At 66.9% G+C, this 16,101-nt stretch carries 13 protein-coding genes; all 13 read right to left on the reverse strand.

The window, feature by feature from the left end:
* Positions 1–67: 67 nt before the first annotated feature.
* The gene (locus BKA07_RS12690) at positions 68–1,522 is read right to left on the reverse strand and encodes a glutamate synthase subunit beta (RefSeq protein ID WP_167951210.1); all 1,455 of its coding nucleotides are present in this window, start codon (positions 1,520–1,522) and stop codon (positions 68–70) included.
* A complete protein-coding gene (gene gltB / locus BKA07_RS12695) occupies positions 1,515–6,203 on the reverse strand; it encodes a glutamate synthase large subunit (protein WP_167951211.1) in 4,689 nt (1,562 codons plus the stop codon). The genes BKA07_RS12690 and gltB overlap by 8 nt, the downstream gene beginning before the upstream one ends.
* Before the next feature lie 187 nt (positions 6,204–6,390).
* Complete coding sequence (locus BKA07_RS12700; RefSeq protein ID WP_167951212.1) at positions 6,391–6,690, reverse strand: hypothetical protein; 300 nt, start codon at positions 6,688–6,690, stop codon at positions 6,391–6,393.
* Positions 6,687–7,478, reverse strand: coding sequence for a tryptophan synthase subunit alpha (gene trpA, locus BKA07_RS12705; RefSeq protein WP_167951213.1), 792 nt, complete (start codon positions 7,476–7,478; stop codon positions 6,687–6,689). Before trpA ends, BKA07_RS12700 begins: the two co-directional genes overlap by 4 nt.
* On the reverse strand, positions 7,475–8,689 hold the full coding sequence (gene trpB, locus BKA07_RS12710) for a tryptophan synthase subunit beta (protein WP_167951214.1): 1,215 nt from the start codon (positions 8,687–8,689) through the stop codon (positions 7,475–7,477). The genes trpA and trpB overlap by 4 nt, the downstream gene beginning before the upstream one ends.
* Before the next feature lie 37 nt (positions 8,690–8,726).
* A complete protein-coding gene (trpC, locus tag BKA07_RS12715; RefSeq protein WP_167951215.1) occupies positions 8,727–9,524 on the reverse strand; it encodes an indole-3-glycerol phosphate synthase TrpC in 798 nt (265 codons plus the stop codon).
* The gene (locus BKA07_RS12720; RefSeq protein ID WP_167951216.1) at positions 9,521–9,787 is read right to left on the reverse strand and encodes an HGxxPAAW family protein; all 267 of its coding nucleotides are present in this window, start codon (positions 9,785–9,787) and stop codon (positions 9,521–9,523) included. The genes trpC and BKA07_RS12720 overlap by 4 nt, the downstream gene beginning before the upstream one ends.
* Before the next feature lie 98 nt (positions 9,788–9,885).
* Positions 9,886–10,512, reverse strand: coding sequence for a Trp biosynthesis-associated membrane protein (locus tag BKA07_RS12725; protein ID WP_167951217.1), 627 nt, complete (start codon positions 10,510–10,512; stop codon positions 9,886–9,888).
* A gap of 1 nt (position 10,513) precedes the next feature.
* A complete protein-coding gene (locus BKA07_RS12730) occupies positions 10,514–12,061 on the reverse strand; it encodes a chorismate-binding protein (protein WP_167953183.1) in 1,548 nt (515 codons plus the stop codon).
* Between the two features lie 67 nt (positions 12,062–12,128).
* Positions 12,129–12,530: a phosphoribosyl-AMP cyclohydrolase gene (hisI, locus tag BKA07_RS12735; RefSeq protein ID WP_167951218.1), complete on the reverse strand. Its 402-nt coding sequence runs from the start codon at positions 12,528–12,530 to the stop codon at positions 12,129–12,131.
* Complete coding sequence (gene hisF, locus BKA07_RS12740) at positions 12,527–13,291, reverse strand: imidazole glycerol phosphate synthase subunit HisF (protein WP_167951219.1); 765 nt, start codon at positions 13,289–13,291, stop codon at positions 12,527–12,529. The genes hisI and hisF overlap by 4 nt, the downstream gene beginning before the upstream one ends.
* Positions 13,292–13,301: 10 nt before the next feature.
* On the reverse strand, positions 13,302–14,804 hold the full coding sequence (locus BKA07_RS12745) for a carboxyl transferase domain-containing protein (protein WP_167951220.1): 1,503 nt from the start codon (positions 14,802–14,804) through the stop codon (positions 13,302–13,304).
* A 91-nt stretch (positions 14,805–14,895) separates the two neighbouring features.
* Complete coding sequence (locus BKA07_RS12750; RefSeq protein WP_167951221.1) at positions 14,896–16,101, reverse strand: CaiB/BaiF CoA transferase family protein; 1,206 nt, start codon at positions 16,099–16,101, stop codon at positions 14,896–14,898.

Raw genomic sequence — 16,101 nt, forward strand, 5'->3', positions numbered from 1 at the left:
CGTCGGAGGAGAATTACGCACATCGATGTGCATGATTCTCATTAAATGACACGAACCATCTTAGCATTTAAAATGCCTGGTCGTGTGGTCGGACCGGTTCGGGCAATCGTGAGGAGCCGGTGAGGAATCGGTCGACCGCGGCCGCGACGGACCGCCCCTCGGCGATCGCCCAGACGATGAGCGACTGACCGCGTCCCGCGTCGCCGGCGATGAAGATGCCGGGTGTCGAACCGGCATAGGAATCGTCGCGGCCGAATGCTCCACTGTCGGTCACCTCCAGCCCGAGGGCCTGTGATTCGGGCCCCGAGAAGCCGAGGGCCAGGAGCACGAGATCCGCTTCGAGGCGGTGCTCGGTGCCGGGAGTCGGCACGCGGCGACCGTCGACGAACTGCGTCTGGGCCACGTCGATGCCGACCACCCTTCCCGCATCGTCTCCGGCGAACCCGGTCGTCGACGCCAGGTAGCGTCTGGTTCCGCCCTCCTCATGGGAGGACTGGACCTCGAAGATCCGGGGCACCGTCGGCCACGGATCGGCCTCGTCTCGCCCGGTCGGCGGCTGAGCTCCGATCGCCAGGGTCGTCACCGTTGCGGCCTTCTGCCGCAGGGCCGTGCCCAGGCAGTCGGCGCCGGTGTCGCCGCCGCCGATGATGACGACGTGCTTTCCGCAAGCGTCGATGTGCCTCTCCGCCCCTTCGTGCCCGAGCCGCTGGCCGGCCTGCACCCGATTCGAGGGCACCAGGTAGTCCATGGCGAACTCGATCCCGGCGAGGTCCCGGCCGCCGATGCTCATGTCCCGGGGCACGGTGGCTCCCGTGCACACGATGACAGCGTCGAAGCTCGACCGCAGCTCTTCGAGACCGATGTCCCTGCCGATCTCGACCGAGGTTTTGAACCGGGTGCCCTCGGCCCGCATCTGGTCGAGACGGCGATCGATGTGCTGCTTCTCGAGCTTGAAGTCCGGTATCCCATAGCGCAGGAGCCCGCCGAGGCGGTCGTCGCGTTCGTGGACGACGACGGTGTGACCAGCCCGGGTCAGCTGTTGGGCGGCCGCGAGCCCGGTCGGTCCCGAACCGATGACGGCCACGGTGTGACCGGTGATGCGGTCGGGGACCACCGGCTGGATGAGTCCAGCGGCGAAGCCCTGGTCGACGATCGAGACCTCGACCTGCTTGATCGTGACTGCGGGCTGGTTGATTCCGAGCACGCAGGCGTTCTCACACGGTGCCGGGCAGGCGCGTCCGGTGAATTCCGGGAAGTTGTTCGTCGCGTGCAGCAGTTCGACGGCTCGCGGCAGCTCACCGCGGTACATCGCGTCGTTGAATTCGGGAATCAGGTTGCCCAGGGGGCAGCCCTGGTGGCAGAAGGGAACTCCGCAGTCCATGCATCGTGAGGCCTGTCTGCGCAGCTGCTCGGGGTCGCCTGCTTTGTGGACCTCGCGGTAGTCCATCAGTCGGATGGGAACCGGCCGCCGTCGTGGCAGCTCCCGCTGGTCGATGGTGAGGAATCCATGTGGATCAGCCATTGGCGACCTCCAGAATAGTGTGCCAGGCCTCGTCGGAATCCGGCGGCTGACCGTCCGCGGCCAGTTCGTCCTGGATGCCTTTGACCGACGCATAGGCGACGGGAATGATCTTCGTGAAGCGGGAGAGGACGTCCTCTCCGCGGCGCAGCCCGTCCAGCAGCTGCGTCGCCAGAGGCGAACCGGTCCACTGAACGTGTTCATCCAGCAGACGTCGGAGGAGGTCCATATCGGTGCTTCCCACCCCGGTGAACCGGAACACTCCGGCGGCGCGTTCCTCGGGGTTGAGCTTGGCGGGGTTGAAGTCGAGGACATACCCTGTGCCGCCCGACATTCCGGCGGCGAAGTTGCGGCCGGTGGGTCCGAGGATCACGGCGATTCCTCCGGTCATGTATTCGAGACCGTGGTCGCCGATTCCTTCGACGACCGCCTCGGCGCCGGAGTTCCGCACCATGAACCGCTCCCCCACCTGGCCGGACACGAACAGCTTGCCGGCCGTCGCACCGTAGCCCAGAACGTTGCCGGCGATGACGTCGTGTTCGGGTCGGGTCGGGCTCTCAGGGTGCGGGTGCACGCTGATCGTCCCTCCGGACAGGCCCTTGCCGACGTAGTCGTTGGCGTCACCGTGCAGGTCGATGCTGACTCCGCGGGGCAGGAAGGCACCCAGCGACTGTCCGGCGGTGCCGTACAGCTCGAGTCTGATCGTGTGTTCGGGCAGGCCCGCCTCCGCGTGGTGGAGGGTCACGTGGTGGCCGAGCAGGGTGCCGACGCTGCGGTCCGTGTTCTCGATCGCCGAGGTGATCGTGACCTCGGTCCCGTGCCCGATCGATTCTCCGGCCTCGTCCAGCAGCCGCAGGTCGAGTTCGCCCGCGAAGTCTCGGTGGACCTCGGTGGTGCGTCTGCGGGCCGCCTCGGCGTTCCCATGGATGTCCTCGGGCACGGTGAGGATCGAGGCCAGGTCGAGGTCGAGGCCCGAGGCCTGGACCCGCGTCTCATCGATGCGCAGTCGCTCGACCGCACCGATGGCTTCGTCGAGCGTACGCAGGCCCAGCTGTGCGAGGTAGCCGCGGACCTCCTCGGCGATGAAGGTGAAGAAGTTCACGACGTGATCGGCCTGTCCGTGGAACCGTTCGCGCAGCTTCGGGTTCTGGGTGGCCACTCCCACAGGGCACGTGTCTTTGTGGCACACGCGCATCATGATGCAGCCCGAGACGACGAGGGCCGTGGTCGCGAACCCGAACTCCTCGCCGCCGAGCAGGGCGGCGACGATGACGTCGCGACCGGTCTTGAGCTGGCCGTCGACCTGGACGCTGACCTTGTCCCGCAGCCCATTGAGCACCAGCGTCTGCTGAGCCTCGGCCAGGCCGAGCTCCCAGGGTGTGCCGGCATGTTTGAGGGAGTTGAGGGGGCTGGCGCCCGTGCCTCCGTCGTGTCCGGAGATGAGGACGACGTCGGCTCCGGCCTTGGCCACGCCCGCGGCCACCGTGCCGACGCCGATCCCGGACACGAGTTTGACGTGCACGCGAGCGGAGGCGTTGGCCCGGCCGAGGTCGTGGATGAGCTGAGCGAGATCCTCGATCGAATAGATGTCGTGATGCGGCGGCGGGGAGATGAGCCCGACGCCGGGAGTGGCGTGGCGGGTCTTCGCGATCCACGGGTAGACCTTGGCTCCGGGAAGCTGCCCGCCCTCCCCCGGCTTCGCTCCTTGTGCCATCTTGATCTGGAGGTCATCGGCCTCGGTGAGGTAGTGGCTGGTGACCCCGAAGCGTCCGCTGGCGATCTGCTTGATCGCCGACCGGCGTTCGGGATCGACGAGGCGTTCGGTGTCTTCTCCGCCCTCACCGGTGTTGGACTTGCCGCCGATGCGGTTCATGGCGATGGCCAGAGTCTCGTGGGCCTCCTGCGACAGTGAACCGTAGCTCATGGCTCCCGTCGAGAAGCGCTTCATGATCTCACTCGCCGGCTCCACCTGGTCGATGTCGATCGGTCCCGACTCCGTCGGCACGAGGTCGAACAGGCCGCGCAGGGTCATGAGTTCACGCGACTGCTCGTCGACGGCCTGCGTGTACTCGCCGAAGATGTCGAAGCGTCCGGTGGCTGTGGAGTGCTGGAGCTTGAAGATCGTCTCCGGATTGAATAGGTGGCCCGGTCCTTCCCGCCGCCATTGGTACTCGCCGCCGACCGGCAGGTTCCGGTGCGAGGGCCTCGGATGGTCGTCGCGGTAGGCATCGGCGTGCCGAGCACTCGATTCCGCGGTGATCTCGATGATCCCCTTGCCTCCGAGCTGGTGCGGGGTGGAAGTGAAATGGTCGTCGATGAACTCGTTCGACAGTCCGAGGGCTTCGAAGGTCTGCGCACCGTGGTAGGACTGAACGGTCGAGATCCCCATCTTCGACATGATCTTGAGCAGACCCTTGTTCAGCGCCGTGAGCACGTTCCCCACCGCAGCTGATTCGCTGACGCCGCGGATCCGTTCCGAACGCACGAGTGCCTCGGCCGATTCCATGACCAGATAGGGGTTGACCGCGGAGGCGCCGAAGGCCACCAGTGCGGCCACGTGGTGGACTTCCCGGACGTCACCGGCCTCGACGATGATGGACACTCGGGTGCGCGACCGCTGCCTCACCAGATGGTGGTGAAGTGCCGAGGTCAGCAGCAAGGACGGGATCGGCGCGAGATCCGCCGTCGAGTCCCGATCGCTGAGGATGATGAACACGGCTCCGGCGTCGACGGCCGCGCCGGCCTCCCGGCACAGTTCCTCGAGACGCTTCGCCATGGCCTCGGGTCCCGCATTCACCGAGTACAGGCCCATCAGGGTCACGCTCGGTCGACCATCATCGACGCCGAGGTGGTGGCCCTGGACGTGTGAGATCGTCGTCAGCTCGTCGTTGTCGATGACGGGCCGGTCGAGCAGGATGTGCGCGGAGTCCGGGTGCTCCGACTGCAGAAGGTTGCCCTCACGCCCGATTCCCGAGGACATGCTGGTGACGATGTCTTCGCGGATGGAGTCCAGGGGCGGATTCGTCACCTGCGCGAAGTTCTGGTGGAAGTAGTCGAAGAGCAGTCTGGGTCGTTGGCTCAGGGCCGCGATCGCGGTGTCGGTGCCCATGGCGCCCAGGGGCTCTGCCCCGGTCTCGGCCATGGGCGCGATGAGGACCCGCAGCTCCTCCTCGGTGTAGCCGAAGGTGCGCTGGCGTCGTCGCACGGACGACTGCGGGTGGGTGACGTGGACCCGGGTGGGCAGATCTGCGAGTCGGCGCGAACAGCTCTTGACCCATTCCGCATAGGGGCGCTCGGTGGCGAGCTGGTTTTTGATCTCCGTGTCGGAGATGATGCGTTCGGCGTCGGTGTCGACGAGGAACATGCGCCCCGGGGTCAGTCGACCCCGGCCCACGATGTCGGCCTCGGGCAGGTCGACGACACCGACCTCACTGGCGAGGACCACCGTGTCGGAGGTCATGACGTAGCGAGCGGGCCTGAGACCATTGCGGTCGAGGACCGCTCCGGCGAGCTTCCCGTCGGTGAATGCCACGCACGCGGGTCCGTCCCACGGCTCCATCAGCAGAGAGTGGTATTCGTAGAACGCCTTGCGGGATTCGCCCATGCCGGGGTTGTTCTCCCAGGCCTCCGGGATCATCATGAGCATCGCCTGCGGCAGCGATCTGCCAGAGGCGACCATGAGTTCGAGCACCGAGTTGAAGGAGGCCGAGTCGGAGGCCCCGGGCGGCACGATCGGGCACAGCCGCTCCAGGCTCGTCGAGGTGCCGGGCACCGGGGACTTGAGCAGCTCAGAGTCCAATGCGGATTCCCTGGCCTGCATCCAGTTGCGATTGCCGCGCACCGTGTTGATCTCACCGTTGTGCGCGATCGTGCCGAAGGGCTGGGCCAGCTGCCAGGACGGGAACGTGTTCGTCGAGAACCGTGAGTGCACGAGCGCGATCCGTGAGGTCATCCGTTCGTCGAGCAGCTCGGTGTAGAAGGCGGAGAGCTGGCCGGTCGAGAGCATGCCCTTGTAGGTGATGGTGCCCGGGTTCAGCGAGGGGAAGTAGATCCCCGCATGGTCCAGGCGCTTCCTCACGATGTAGGACCGGCAGCTGAGATCCTGTGCGTCCAGGGAGGGGAACCGCTCGTCGATGGTGAGGAAGAGCTGGCGCATCCGCGGCATCGTACCCCGCGCCGTCTCACCGAGCACGCTCGCGTCGTGGTCAACGTCGCGGAAAGCCAGCACCTGCAGTCCCTCCTCGGCGGCGATGCGTTCGACGAGGTGTTCCTGATCCGCGGGCGAGTCGATCCTCGCGTCGGCATCCGGGTCATCCCCGGTGTCCGTGGGGAAAGCCACGTCGGGGATGAGATCTTGTCGGTAGTCCTGGGCGAAGAAGCCGATCCCCGCAGTGTAGGCGCCCGCTTCCGGGAGGTCGACGCCCTCGGCTCGCAGCACCTCGGCGAAGTAGTCGTGGGGCATCTGCAAGGTGATTCCCGCGCCGTCTCCGGTGCCTTCGTCGGAGCCGATGCCGCCTCGGTGCTCGAGCTTGCGCAGGGCGCTCAGGGCCTGTTCGACGACTTCGTGGTCGGCCGGGCCCCGGTAGCGGACGATGAGCGCCAGTCCACATGCGTCGTGCTCGAGTGCGGGATCGTAGAGTCCGGGACGAACTGGTCGACGCGGGGCTGACTGTTCACTGTGCATCGCTGCCTTCACGGGGTGTAGGAGTTCACGTTGAAGACGGCGCTGTCTCTCGTCGGTGTCGCGGTGCCGTTCGGAGGTCGTCCTCGGACACGAATGTGACGTGGTTCTCACGGTCGGATACCCAACCTACACCCATCCGTGGTTCAGGCGGTCACTGAGAAAGGACCGTAAATCGGACCAAAAGGTCTCAGTCGTCGGACTTCGAACCGTCGTTTCTCCGAGATCTCGGCTTCACATCGGGAGTGATCGAGATCGCCGAGGTGACCGCTCCGTAGAATCCGAAGCCGTGTGATCGGCCGTCCTCTCCCGAGTCCGAGGCGTCGGCGGAGGCTCGCGCGATCTTCCGGGCGCGGCGAGCCAGCCCGACGACGATGACACCCACGATGATGAGGACCACGACCAGCGCGAGCACCCAGAGGACCCAGACCGGGATCGTGACCGACCCGACCTCAAGCCCTTGGGCGGCCAGCTGCTGAATCCGGCTCATGCACAGCCCTCGGCGAGCTCTGCGGCCAGGTTCGCGATTGCGCTCACCCCACCGCTGTCGAGGGCACGGACGAGGGCGGAGCCGACGATGACGCCGTCGGCGTATTCGGCGACCTCCGCCGCCTGCTCACGTGTCGAGACTCCGAGGCCGACGCAGGCATGGGCCGCTCCTCCTTCTTTGAGCCGGGAGACGAGGTCACGGGCGTGGTCGTCGACTTCGGAGCGGACTCCGGTCACGCCCATGGTCGAGGCGGCGTAGACGAATCCGCGGCTGGCATCGACGATCGTAGCGATGCGTTCGGGCGTGGACGAGGGAGCTGCGAGGAAGATGCGATCGAGATCGTACTCGTCCGAGGCGCTCATCCAGTCCGCCGCCTCATCGGGGATGAGGTCCGGGGTGATGATCCCTCCCCCGCCGGCGGAGTCGAGGTCGCGGGCGAAGGCGGAGACGCCGTACTGCAGCACGAGGTTCCAGTAGCTCATCACGACGGCGGTGCCGCCGGCCTCGGCGACGGCCGAGACCGCGGTGAGGACGTCTTTGGTCCGGACTCCTGCGTCCAGGCCGGCCTCGGCGGCGCGCTGAATGACAGGCCCGTCCATTCCAGGATCGGAGTAGGGCATACCGACCTCGACGATGTCGACTCCGGACTTCACGAGTTCGACCATCGCTTCGATGGAGCCTTCGACGGTGGGGAATCCGACCGGAAGGTAGCCGATGAGGGCGGACTTGCGCCCGTCCTGGGCGAGGGCGTCGAGGGTGGTGCCGGCTCGGGATCCTGATCTCGTCATTCCTGCACAGCTCCTTCGTCGATGTAGTCGAACCATTTGGCGGCGGTCGTCATGTCCTTGTCGCCGCGGCCGGAGAGGTTGACGAGCAGAACCGCATCGCTGCCGAGTTCGCGTCCCACGCGCATCGCACCGGCGAGGGCGTGCGCGGATTCGATCGCGGGAATGATGCCCTCGGTCCGCGACAGCAGCCGCATCGCCTCCATCGCCTCCGCGTCTCCGACCGGCTCGTAGGTCACGCGCCCGGTGTCGTGGAGGTGGGAGTGCTCGGGGCCGACAGAGGGGTAGTCGAGTCCGGCCGAGATCGAGTGGGAGCCGCGGGTCTGTCCGTCCTCGTCCTGGAGGATGTAGGTTGCGGAGCCGTGGAGGACCCCGGGTCGTCCGCCCGAGAACCGCGCGGCGTGGTGCCCGCTGTCGATGCCTTCTCCTCCGGCTTCGAAGCCGAAGACCTTCACCTTCGCATCCTCGAGGAAGGCAGCGAAGAGGCCCATGGCGTTGGACCCGCCGCCGACGCAGGCGCAGACGGCGTCGGGCAGTCGACCGGTGGCTGCCAGGATCTGCTCGCGGGCTTCGTGGCCGATGACGTCCTGGAAGGAGCGGACCATGGCCGGGAAGGGGTGCGGACCGGCGACGGTGCCGATGACGTAGTGGGTGCGCTCCACATTGGCGACCCAGTCGCGCATCGCTTCGTTCATCGCATCCTTGAGCGTGCGGGTGCCGTTGGTCACGGAGCTGACCTTCGCCCCGAGCAGGCGCATCCGAGCGACGTTGAGTGCCTGTCGCTGGGTGTCCTCTTCACCCATGTAGACCTCGCACTCCATGTCGAGGAGAGCGGCGGCTGTGGCGGTGGCGACGCCGTGCTGTCCGGCTCCGGTCTCAGCGATGATGCGGGTCTTGCCCATGCGTTTGGCCAGCAGCGCCTGGCCCAGAGCGTTGTTGATCTTGTGACTGCCGGTGTGGTTGAGGTCCTCGCGTTTGAGGAAGACCCTCGCGCCGCCGCATTCAGCGGCGAACCGAGTCGCCTCGGTGAGCAGGCTGGGCCGGCCGATGTAATTCTTCTGCAGATCGACGAGCTGTTCGGTGAATTCCGGATCGACCTCTGATTTGCGCCAGGTCTCCTCGATCTCATCGAGAGCGGGGATCAGCGCTTCCGGGAAAAACCTGCCTCCGAACGAACCGAAGTAGGGTCCGTTCTCCTGGCTCAGATCGGTCATTGCAGTCCTTCGTGGTTCGGGTTGGAGTTCGGCTGGATCAGGACGCCTTCGGCGCCCGGCGCTCCCGCCCCGCCGAGGTGAAGGTGGCCACAGCGGACCGGGCATCACCGCCGGTGACGAGCGCCTCGCCGACGAGCGCGAGATCGGCACCGGCCGCGGCGTAGATGCCCACGTCCTCCGGGCCGGTGACGCCGGATTCCGCGACGAGTGTGCAGTTCGCAGGTGCGAGATCGGCCAGGGGCGCGAAGCGGGCCGTATCGACGCTGAGGTCCTTGAGGTTGCGGGTGTTGATTCCGATCAGAGGGGCCTCGAGTTCGGCCGCGGTCGCAAGTTCGTCCGCACTGTGGGTCTCAACGAGCGCGGTCATGCCCAGTTCGCGGGCGAGATTGTGGAATTCGTGCAGCTGCCCGACGTCGAGGGCTGCGACGATGAGGAGAACGATGTCTGCACCATGGGCGCGTGCCTCGTGGAACTGATATTCGTCGACCATGAAGTCCTTGCGCAGCACAGGGATGTCGACCGCGGCACGCACGGTGTCGAGATCCTCGAGGCTGCCGGAGAACCGACGTCCTTCGGTGAGGACGCTGATCGCCCGGGCTCCCCCGGCGGCATAGAGACCGGCCAGGGTTCCGGGATCGGGGATGTGGGCGAGGTCGCCACGGGAGGGTGAACGTCGCTTCACCTCGGCGATGACGCCGAATTCGGGGTCGAGGTCGAACGCGCGCGCAGGCGCAGCGGCGTGCGCGCGTTCGATGACGTCTGTCAGCGGTGTCCGTCGCCGGCGTTCGGCGAGGTCCTCGCGCACACCGGCGACGATGTCGTCGAGAACCGTCATTTCTTCGGCTTGTTGCCCAGTCCGACGGCGCGCAGGACCATGCCGACGATGAGACCGAGCACGACGATTCCGACACCGATGTAGGTGATGGTCGCGATGTGGATGGTGAAGCCGACGCAGCCGACGGTGACGCCGAGGAGAATGATGATGACGCCGGTCCAGCCGGCCACGGAGTTTCCGTGCCCGGGATCGGCGATGGCTGCATAGTCGATCGTCGACTTGTCGAGATCGGTTGCGCCATTACGAGCGACGGATTGCGACATTGTGCTCCTTAGAGGTGCGGGCGTGGCACGCGTGATGATTTGGTGCCTCCATTGTGTCACGCTTCGACTCGGGGCGCGGCACCGGCCCGGTGTCCAGGTCATTTCGATTCGTCATCGGTCCCACCAGCCTTGGGATCGGTGCCGCCGTCGGCGGAGGGGTCATCGGCACCGGGCTCGGCTGAGTCGGGTTCACCGTCACCTGGCTCGACTGAGTCGGAATCACCGTCACCGGGCTCGGGATCGTCACCGCGTGAGAGCGCGTCCCAGGTCGCCGCCGAATCGAATTCCTCGCCTCCGGGCTCGGCAGTCCTCGCGTAGCGGTTGGAGTTCGCCCATCCCGCCGAGGCGAATGCCACCCAGACGATGAGGACGAGTGCGATGGCAGCGGCGCACAGACCCACGATCGGCCAACTCGTGGCGCCCGGAGACGCGACCGACTGCAGGGCGGTGATGCCGTACCCGGCTGCGGCCAGGCCGGCGAAGCCGAGGACGACGAATCGTCCGATCCGACCGAGCATGGCCGAGAGGAGCCCCGTGACGGCGATGATCGCGACGCAGGCGGTCGCGACCGGCGAGGCCTGAGTGCTCGATTCGTCTGTGACATCGGCGACCCCGGTGGGGCCGAGGGTGTCTCCGGCCGCACCCGCCTGCCATGTGGCGAGGCTGATCGCCCACAGAGCGCCGGCGAGGATGAGGACCAGGAGGACTCCGCGTGATTTGCTCATCTCAGCCTCGGCTCTCGGATGCTGTTCGCGCGGTTTCCCGGGATCCGATCGCCTCCACCGCACCGGCCGCTGCCGCCGCGCCGAGGACCGCAGCCGCTTTGTTCTGCGACTCCTGGTATTCGGTTTCGGGCACCGAATCGGCGACGAGGCCACCGCCGGCGTAGACGCTCATGACCGAGTCGCGCAGGACCCCGGTGCGAATGGCGATCGCCAGGTCGAGGTCGCCGGTGAATGACATGTAACCGACGACTCCTCCGTAGATCCCACGTCCGATGACCTCGAGCTCGTCGATGATCTGCAGGGCGCGAGGCTTCGGGGCTCCGGAGAGCGTACCTGCGGGGAAGGTGGCGCGGAGCACGTCGACCGCATCGTGCCCGGGGGCGAGCTCACCGCGGACTGTCGACGAGATGTGCATGATGTGGCTGTAGCGGACGATGTCCATGAACTCGCTGACATCGACCGTCCCAGCGCGGCTGACCTTCGCGAGGTCGTTGCGGGCGAGGTCGACGAGCATGAGATGCTCGGCGCGTTCCTTCTCGTCGCTGATCAGGTCCCGGGCGAGAGCCGAGTCCTCTTCGGGGGTGGCTCCTCGGGGACGCGAGCCTGCGATGGGGTGGGTGACGATGTCGCCGGAACGAACCGTGACCAGAGCCTCCGGCGAGGAGCCGATGATGCTGACGGGGCGGTCCTGGTCGTCATGGAGATTGAGCAGGTACATGAATGGGCTCGGGTTCGAATGCCGGAGCATCCGGTAGACGGCGAGCGGGTCGGCGTCGCACTCGGTGTCGAACCTCTGACCGAGGACGACCTGGAAGACCTCTCCGTCGACGATGTCGCGTTTGGCCCGTTCGACGCTGTCGAGGTAGGACTGCGGTTGAGTGCGAGGCCGAACCTCGGGGGTGACGAAGTGCGTGCTCGAGATCTCGGCGGAGCTGGGCGCGCTGATCCTCTCGAGCATCGCTTCGATCCGGTCGACTCCTGCGGAGTACGCCTCGTCGATGCCGGTGTCGGCGCCGTTGACGTTGAAGACGTTGGCCACGAGCGTCAGCGTTCCCGAGTAGTGGTCGTAGACGGCGATGTCGCCGGGAATCATCAGCTGCACGGTCGGCAGATGGTGTTCATTGGCCAGCCCGGGGCCGAGGTTCTCGAACTCACGCACGATGTCCCAACCGAAGTATCCGACGAAGCTCGAGACCATGGGCGGCAGAACCGACTCCGCCTCATCGACTGCCAGCAGTTCGAGGGTCGCGGTCACGGCGTCCAGCACACTGCCTTCGGTGGGGATTCCCACCGGCGGTGTGCCTTCCCACCGGAAGCCGTCACCGTCGGAGAACAGCGTCGCCACGGGTGCGGAGCCGATGAATGAGTATCGTGCCCAGGCTCCGGACACGGCGGATTCGAAGAGAAAGCTGCCGGGTCCGCCGTCGGTGAGCTTGCGGTACAGACTCAGGGGCGTCTCCGCATCGGCAAGGACCTCCGCGTGGACGGGGACCAGACGGTGATCGGCCCCCGAAGCACGGAACTCCTCAAGGCTGGGTCGGATCGTCAGGCCCGCATCCGCGGCAGCGGCTCCTGTCGTTGCGGCAGGCGGTGTCGCAGAGTTCGTGGTCACTGGGTCAGTCGGCACTGATGGTCCTTCCGGTGAAGCACGTCGGGGTCAGGGTGTGGCAGGCGGGGCCGGTCTGGTCGACCTCCATGAGCAGGGCGTCGGCATCGCAGTCGAGGCTCAGGGACACCAGTCTCTGGATGTGCCCGGAGGTCTCGCCCTTGACCCAGTATTCCTGCCTCGACCGTGACCAGTACACGGCACGACCGCCGTTCAGAGTCCGTTCGACCGCTTCGACGTCCATCCAGGCCATCATCAGGACCTGCCGGCTGGTGGCCTCCTGCACGATGACGGGGATGAGCCCGTCGGCGTCGACCGTGATCAGCTCGCGCCAGTTCTCCGGATTCGCATCGGTCCGGCCTCCGGCTCCCTGTGCGCTCGTGTTCTGTGCGCGCGTGTCCTGTGCGTTCATCGAACTTCCATCCCCTCGGCACGCAGAGCGTCTTTGACTTCGGCGATGCTCAACGTCCCGAAATGGAAGACGCTTGCCGCCAGCAGGGCATCGGCGCCGGCGGCCACCGCCGGGGCGAAGTGCTCGACTCGTCCTGCGCCTCCGGAGGCGATCAGTGGGACGTCGACGGCTGCGCGGGCGGCCGCGATGAGTTCGAGGTCGAAGCCGTCACGGGTGCCGTCGGCGTCGATGGAGTTGAGCAGGATCTCACCCACACCTCGTTCGGCCGCCTCGGTGACCCAGTCGATCGCGCAGCGTCCGGTTCCCTCGCGGCCTCCGCGGGTCGTGACTTCGAACCCCGAAGGCGTCTGCCCGCCCTGCGTGCGCCTCGCGTCGAGGGACAGGACGAGCACCTGGTTGCCGAAGTGGTGGGCGATCTCGCTGATGAGCTCCGGGTCGGCCACCGCGGAGGTGTTGACGGAGACCTTGTCGGCGCCGTCGCGCAGGAGCCGGTCGACGTCGGCGACGCTGCGGATCCCGCCGCCGACGGTCAGCGGGATGAAGACCTCTTCGGCACAGGCGCGGACGATGTCGTGGACGGTCTCCCGATCGCCGCTGCTGGCGGTGACGTCGAGGAACGTCAGTTCGTCGGCCCCGGATTCTCCGTAGCGTCGGGCCAGTTCGACGGGATCGCCGGCGTCCTTGAGGTCGGCGAACTTCACACCTTTGACGACACGTCCCTCGTCGACGTCGAGGCACGGGATGACTCTGATGGCAACCATGTGGGCCCTCCTAGATTCCCAGCATCCGATACCGCTCCATCCGACGTGCCGAACGCCGGTCGGAGGGCTCGCGCATGAGTTCGATGAGTTCGTACTCAAGTGTCGCACCGACCCTGGACACGAAGTCCAACGGCTCCTCACTCGCATCTGGATGTTCGGCGATGATGCGGTCGACGACGCGGGTGGCCTTGAGCATCGGTGCGTGCACGCCCTGGCTCTGCGCCATCTCGGGTGCCCGATCGGTCGTGCGGTGCACGATCGCCGATGCTCCTTCCGGCGGCAGCGGTGAGAGCCACCCGTTCTCGGCGCTGAGCACCCTGTCTGCGGGGATCAGCGCCAGCGCTCCCCCGCCCGAGCCCTCACCGAGGATGAGGGAGACCGAGGGGGCATCGAGGTTCGCGAGATCGGCGAGGCTGCGAGCGATCTCGCCGGCGATTCCGCCCTCCTCGGCGGACTTCGACAGAGCGGCTCCGGGCGTGTCGATGACGGTCACGAGCGGCAGGTCGAGCTCGGCGGCCAAGCGCATGCCGCGCCGGGCCTCCCGCAGCGCCGCGGGCCCGAGCGGCGCCCGGGAATCCTGCCGGAACCGATCCTGACCGAGGACGATGCACGGGGCGGAACCGAACTTCGCCAGCGCGAGCAGAAGCCCGGGGTCCTTCTCTCCCTGGCCGGTTCCGTTGAGCGGAAGCACGGTGTTGGCGGCCGTGCGCAGCAGGTCTCGGACCCCAGGCCGGTCGGGATTGCGGGACCGGGTGATCGCCTGCCAGGCCTCGGAGTTCGGGTCGACTACCCCAGGTCGGGTCTCCGGGTCCGGCACGCGGGGCGGGATCTCCTTGGCGCCCATGAGAACGTCGAGGACGCGAGCGACGGTGGCCTGGATCCGCTCGGGGCCGATCACGGCGTCGATGATGCCGTGCTTGTGCAGGTTCTCACCCGTCTGCACGTTCTCCGGGAACTTCTCGTCGTAGATCGCTTCGAAGACACGGGGACCGAGGAACCCGATGAGCGATCCCGCCTCGGCGACGGTGACATGGCCCATCGACCCCCAGGAGGCGAAGACGCCGCCTGTGGTCGGATGGCGCAGGTAGACCAGGTACGGCAGAGCGGCTCGTCGGTGGGCCATGACGGCGTTCGTGATCTTGACCATCGACAGGAAGGCGATCGTGCCTTCCTGCATCCTCGTCCCGCCCGAGGCCGGACCGGCCAGCAGCGGCAGCCCTTCGAGGGTGGCGCGTTCGATCGCGTCGACGAGTCGTTGGGCGGCGGCGACGCCGATGGATCCTGCGAGGAACCGGAACTCTCCGGCGACGATGGCCACGCGGCGGCCCTCGATGGTGCCCTCTCCGGTGATGACGGCCTCGTCAACTCCGGACTTCTCCCGAGCCGCGGCGAGTTCGGCCGCGTACTCCGCGGACACGCCTCCGGCAGGCGTGATCGGCGTCGTGTCCCAGGATCCGAAGGATCCGTCGTCCACGACGATGTCGACGAGTTCATGTGCGTTCAACCGTGCCACGTGCTTATCTCCTGTTTCGGATGTGACTGACGGGGATCAGGGTCTGCGGATCATCCCTGCGGTGCCGCGCCGGATCCGCCGGCCGGGTGTCTCAATCGTCGGAGTCGAGCCAGGACACGATCGCCTCGGCGTCCTCGTTGAGCAGAGGCGGCGCGTCGTGGGCGGTCCGTGTGGTCTCGACCTCGGTCTCACCATCGGCGTCGAAGAACCGCAGGGGCGGCCCCGGCAGATCGATATCGCCGAGCACGGGGTGGTCGACGGAGACCTTGAGTCCCTGACTGAGCGCCTGATCCCAGGAATAGACCTCCTCGAGGGTGCGGACCGTGCCGGAGGGGATTCCGGCGTCTGCGAGCTTCGCGAGCAGATCGTCCGGACCGTACTCGGCGAATCGACTTTCGATGAGTTCGATGACGGCGGGACGGTTCGCCACACGTGAGGAGTTGTCGGCCATGCCCTCGGTCGCCGGATCGATGTCGAAGGCGGCGCAGAACTTCTGCCACAGGTTCTCGTTGCCCACGGAGATCTGCACGGCACCTTCGTGGCATCTGAAGAGACCGTAGGGCGAGAGCGAGGGGTGGTGGTTGCCGCCGGGTGCGGGATTCTGTCCGGCCACGGTGGCGCGTGTGCCCTGGAAGGCGTGGACACCGACCATGCCGGCGATGAGGGAGGTGCGGACCACCTTGCCCTTGCCGGTGCGTTCGCGTTCGAGGAGGGCCGCGAGGACGCCGTAGGAACCGTAGATGCCGGCGAGGAGGTCGGCGATGGGAACTCCGACACGCTGCATGTCGTCGGGGCCGGATCCCGTCAGAGACATGAGTCCTGCCTCGCCCTGGGCGATCTGGTCGTAGCCGGCGCGGGAGGACTCGGGGCCGTCGTGTCCGAAGCCGGTGATGGACAGGATCACGAGGCGGGGGTTGATCTCCATGCACACGGCGGTGGAGAAGCCGAGGCGGTCGAGGACGCCGGAGCGGAAGTTCTCGATGAGCACGTCGGCCCGGGAGATGAGCTCACGCAGCGTGTCGGTGCCGGTGTCGGACTTGAGGTCGAGGGCGATGGACTCCTTGTTGCGGTTGCAGGAGAAGAAGTACGTGGCCTGCGGATCGTCCTCGGGACCGACGAACGGAGGACCCCATGACCGGGAGTCGTCGCCCCTGCCCGGGTTCTCGACCTTGATCACTCGGGCGCCGAGGTCGCCGAACATCATTCCCGCGTGTGGGCCCGCCAATGCGCGGGAGAGGTCGATGACCGTGTATCCGGTCAGTGGGCCGTCGACCCCGGTGTCTGTGTCGTTCGACAT

The sequence above is a fragment of the Brevibacterium marinum genome, from assembly GCF_011927955.1.
In the GTDB taxonomy this organism is placed as follows: Bacteria; Actinomycetota; Actinomycetes; order Actinomycetales; family Brevibacteriaceae; genus Brevibacterium; species Brevibacterium marinum.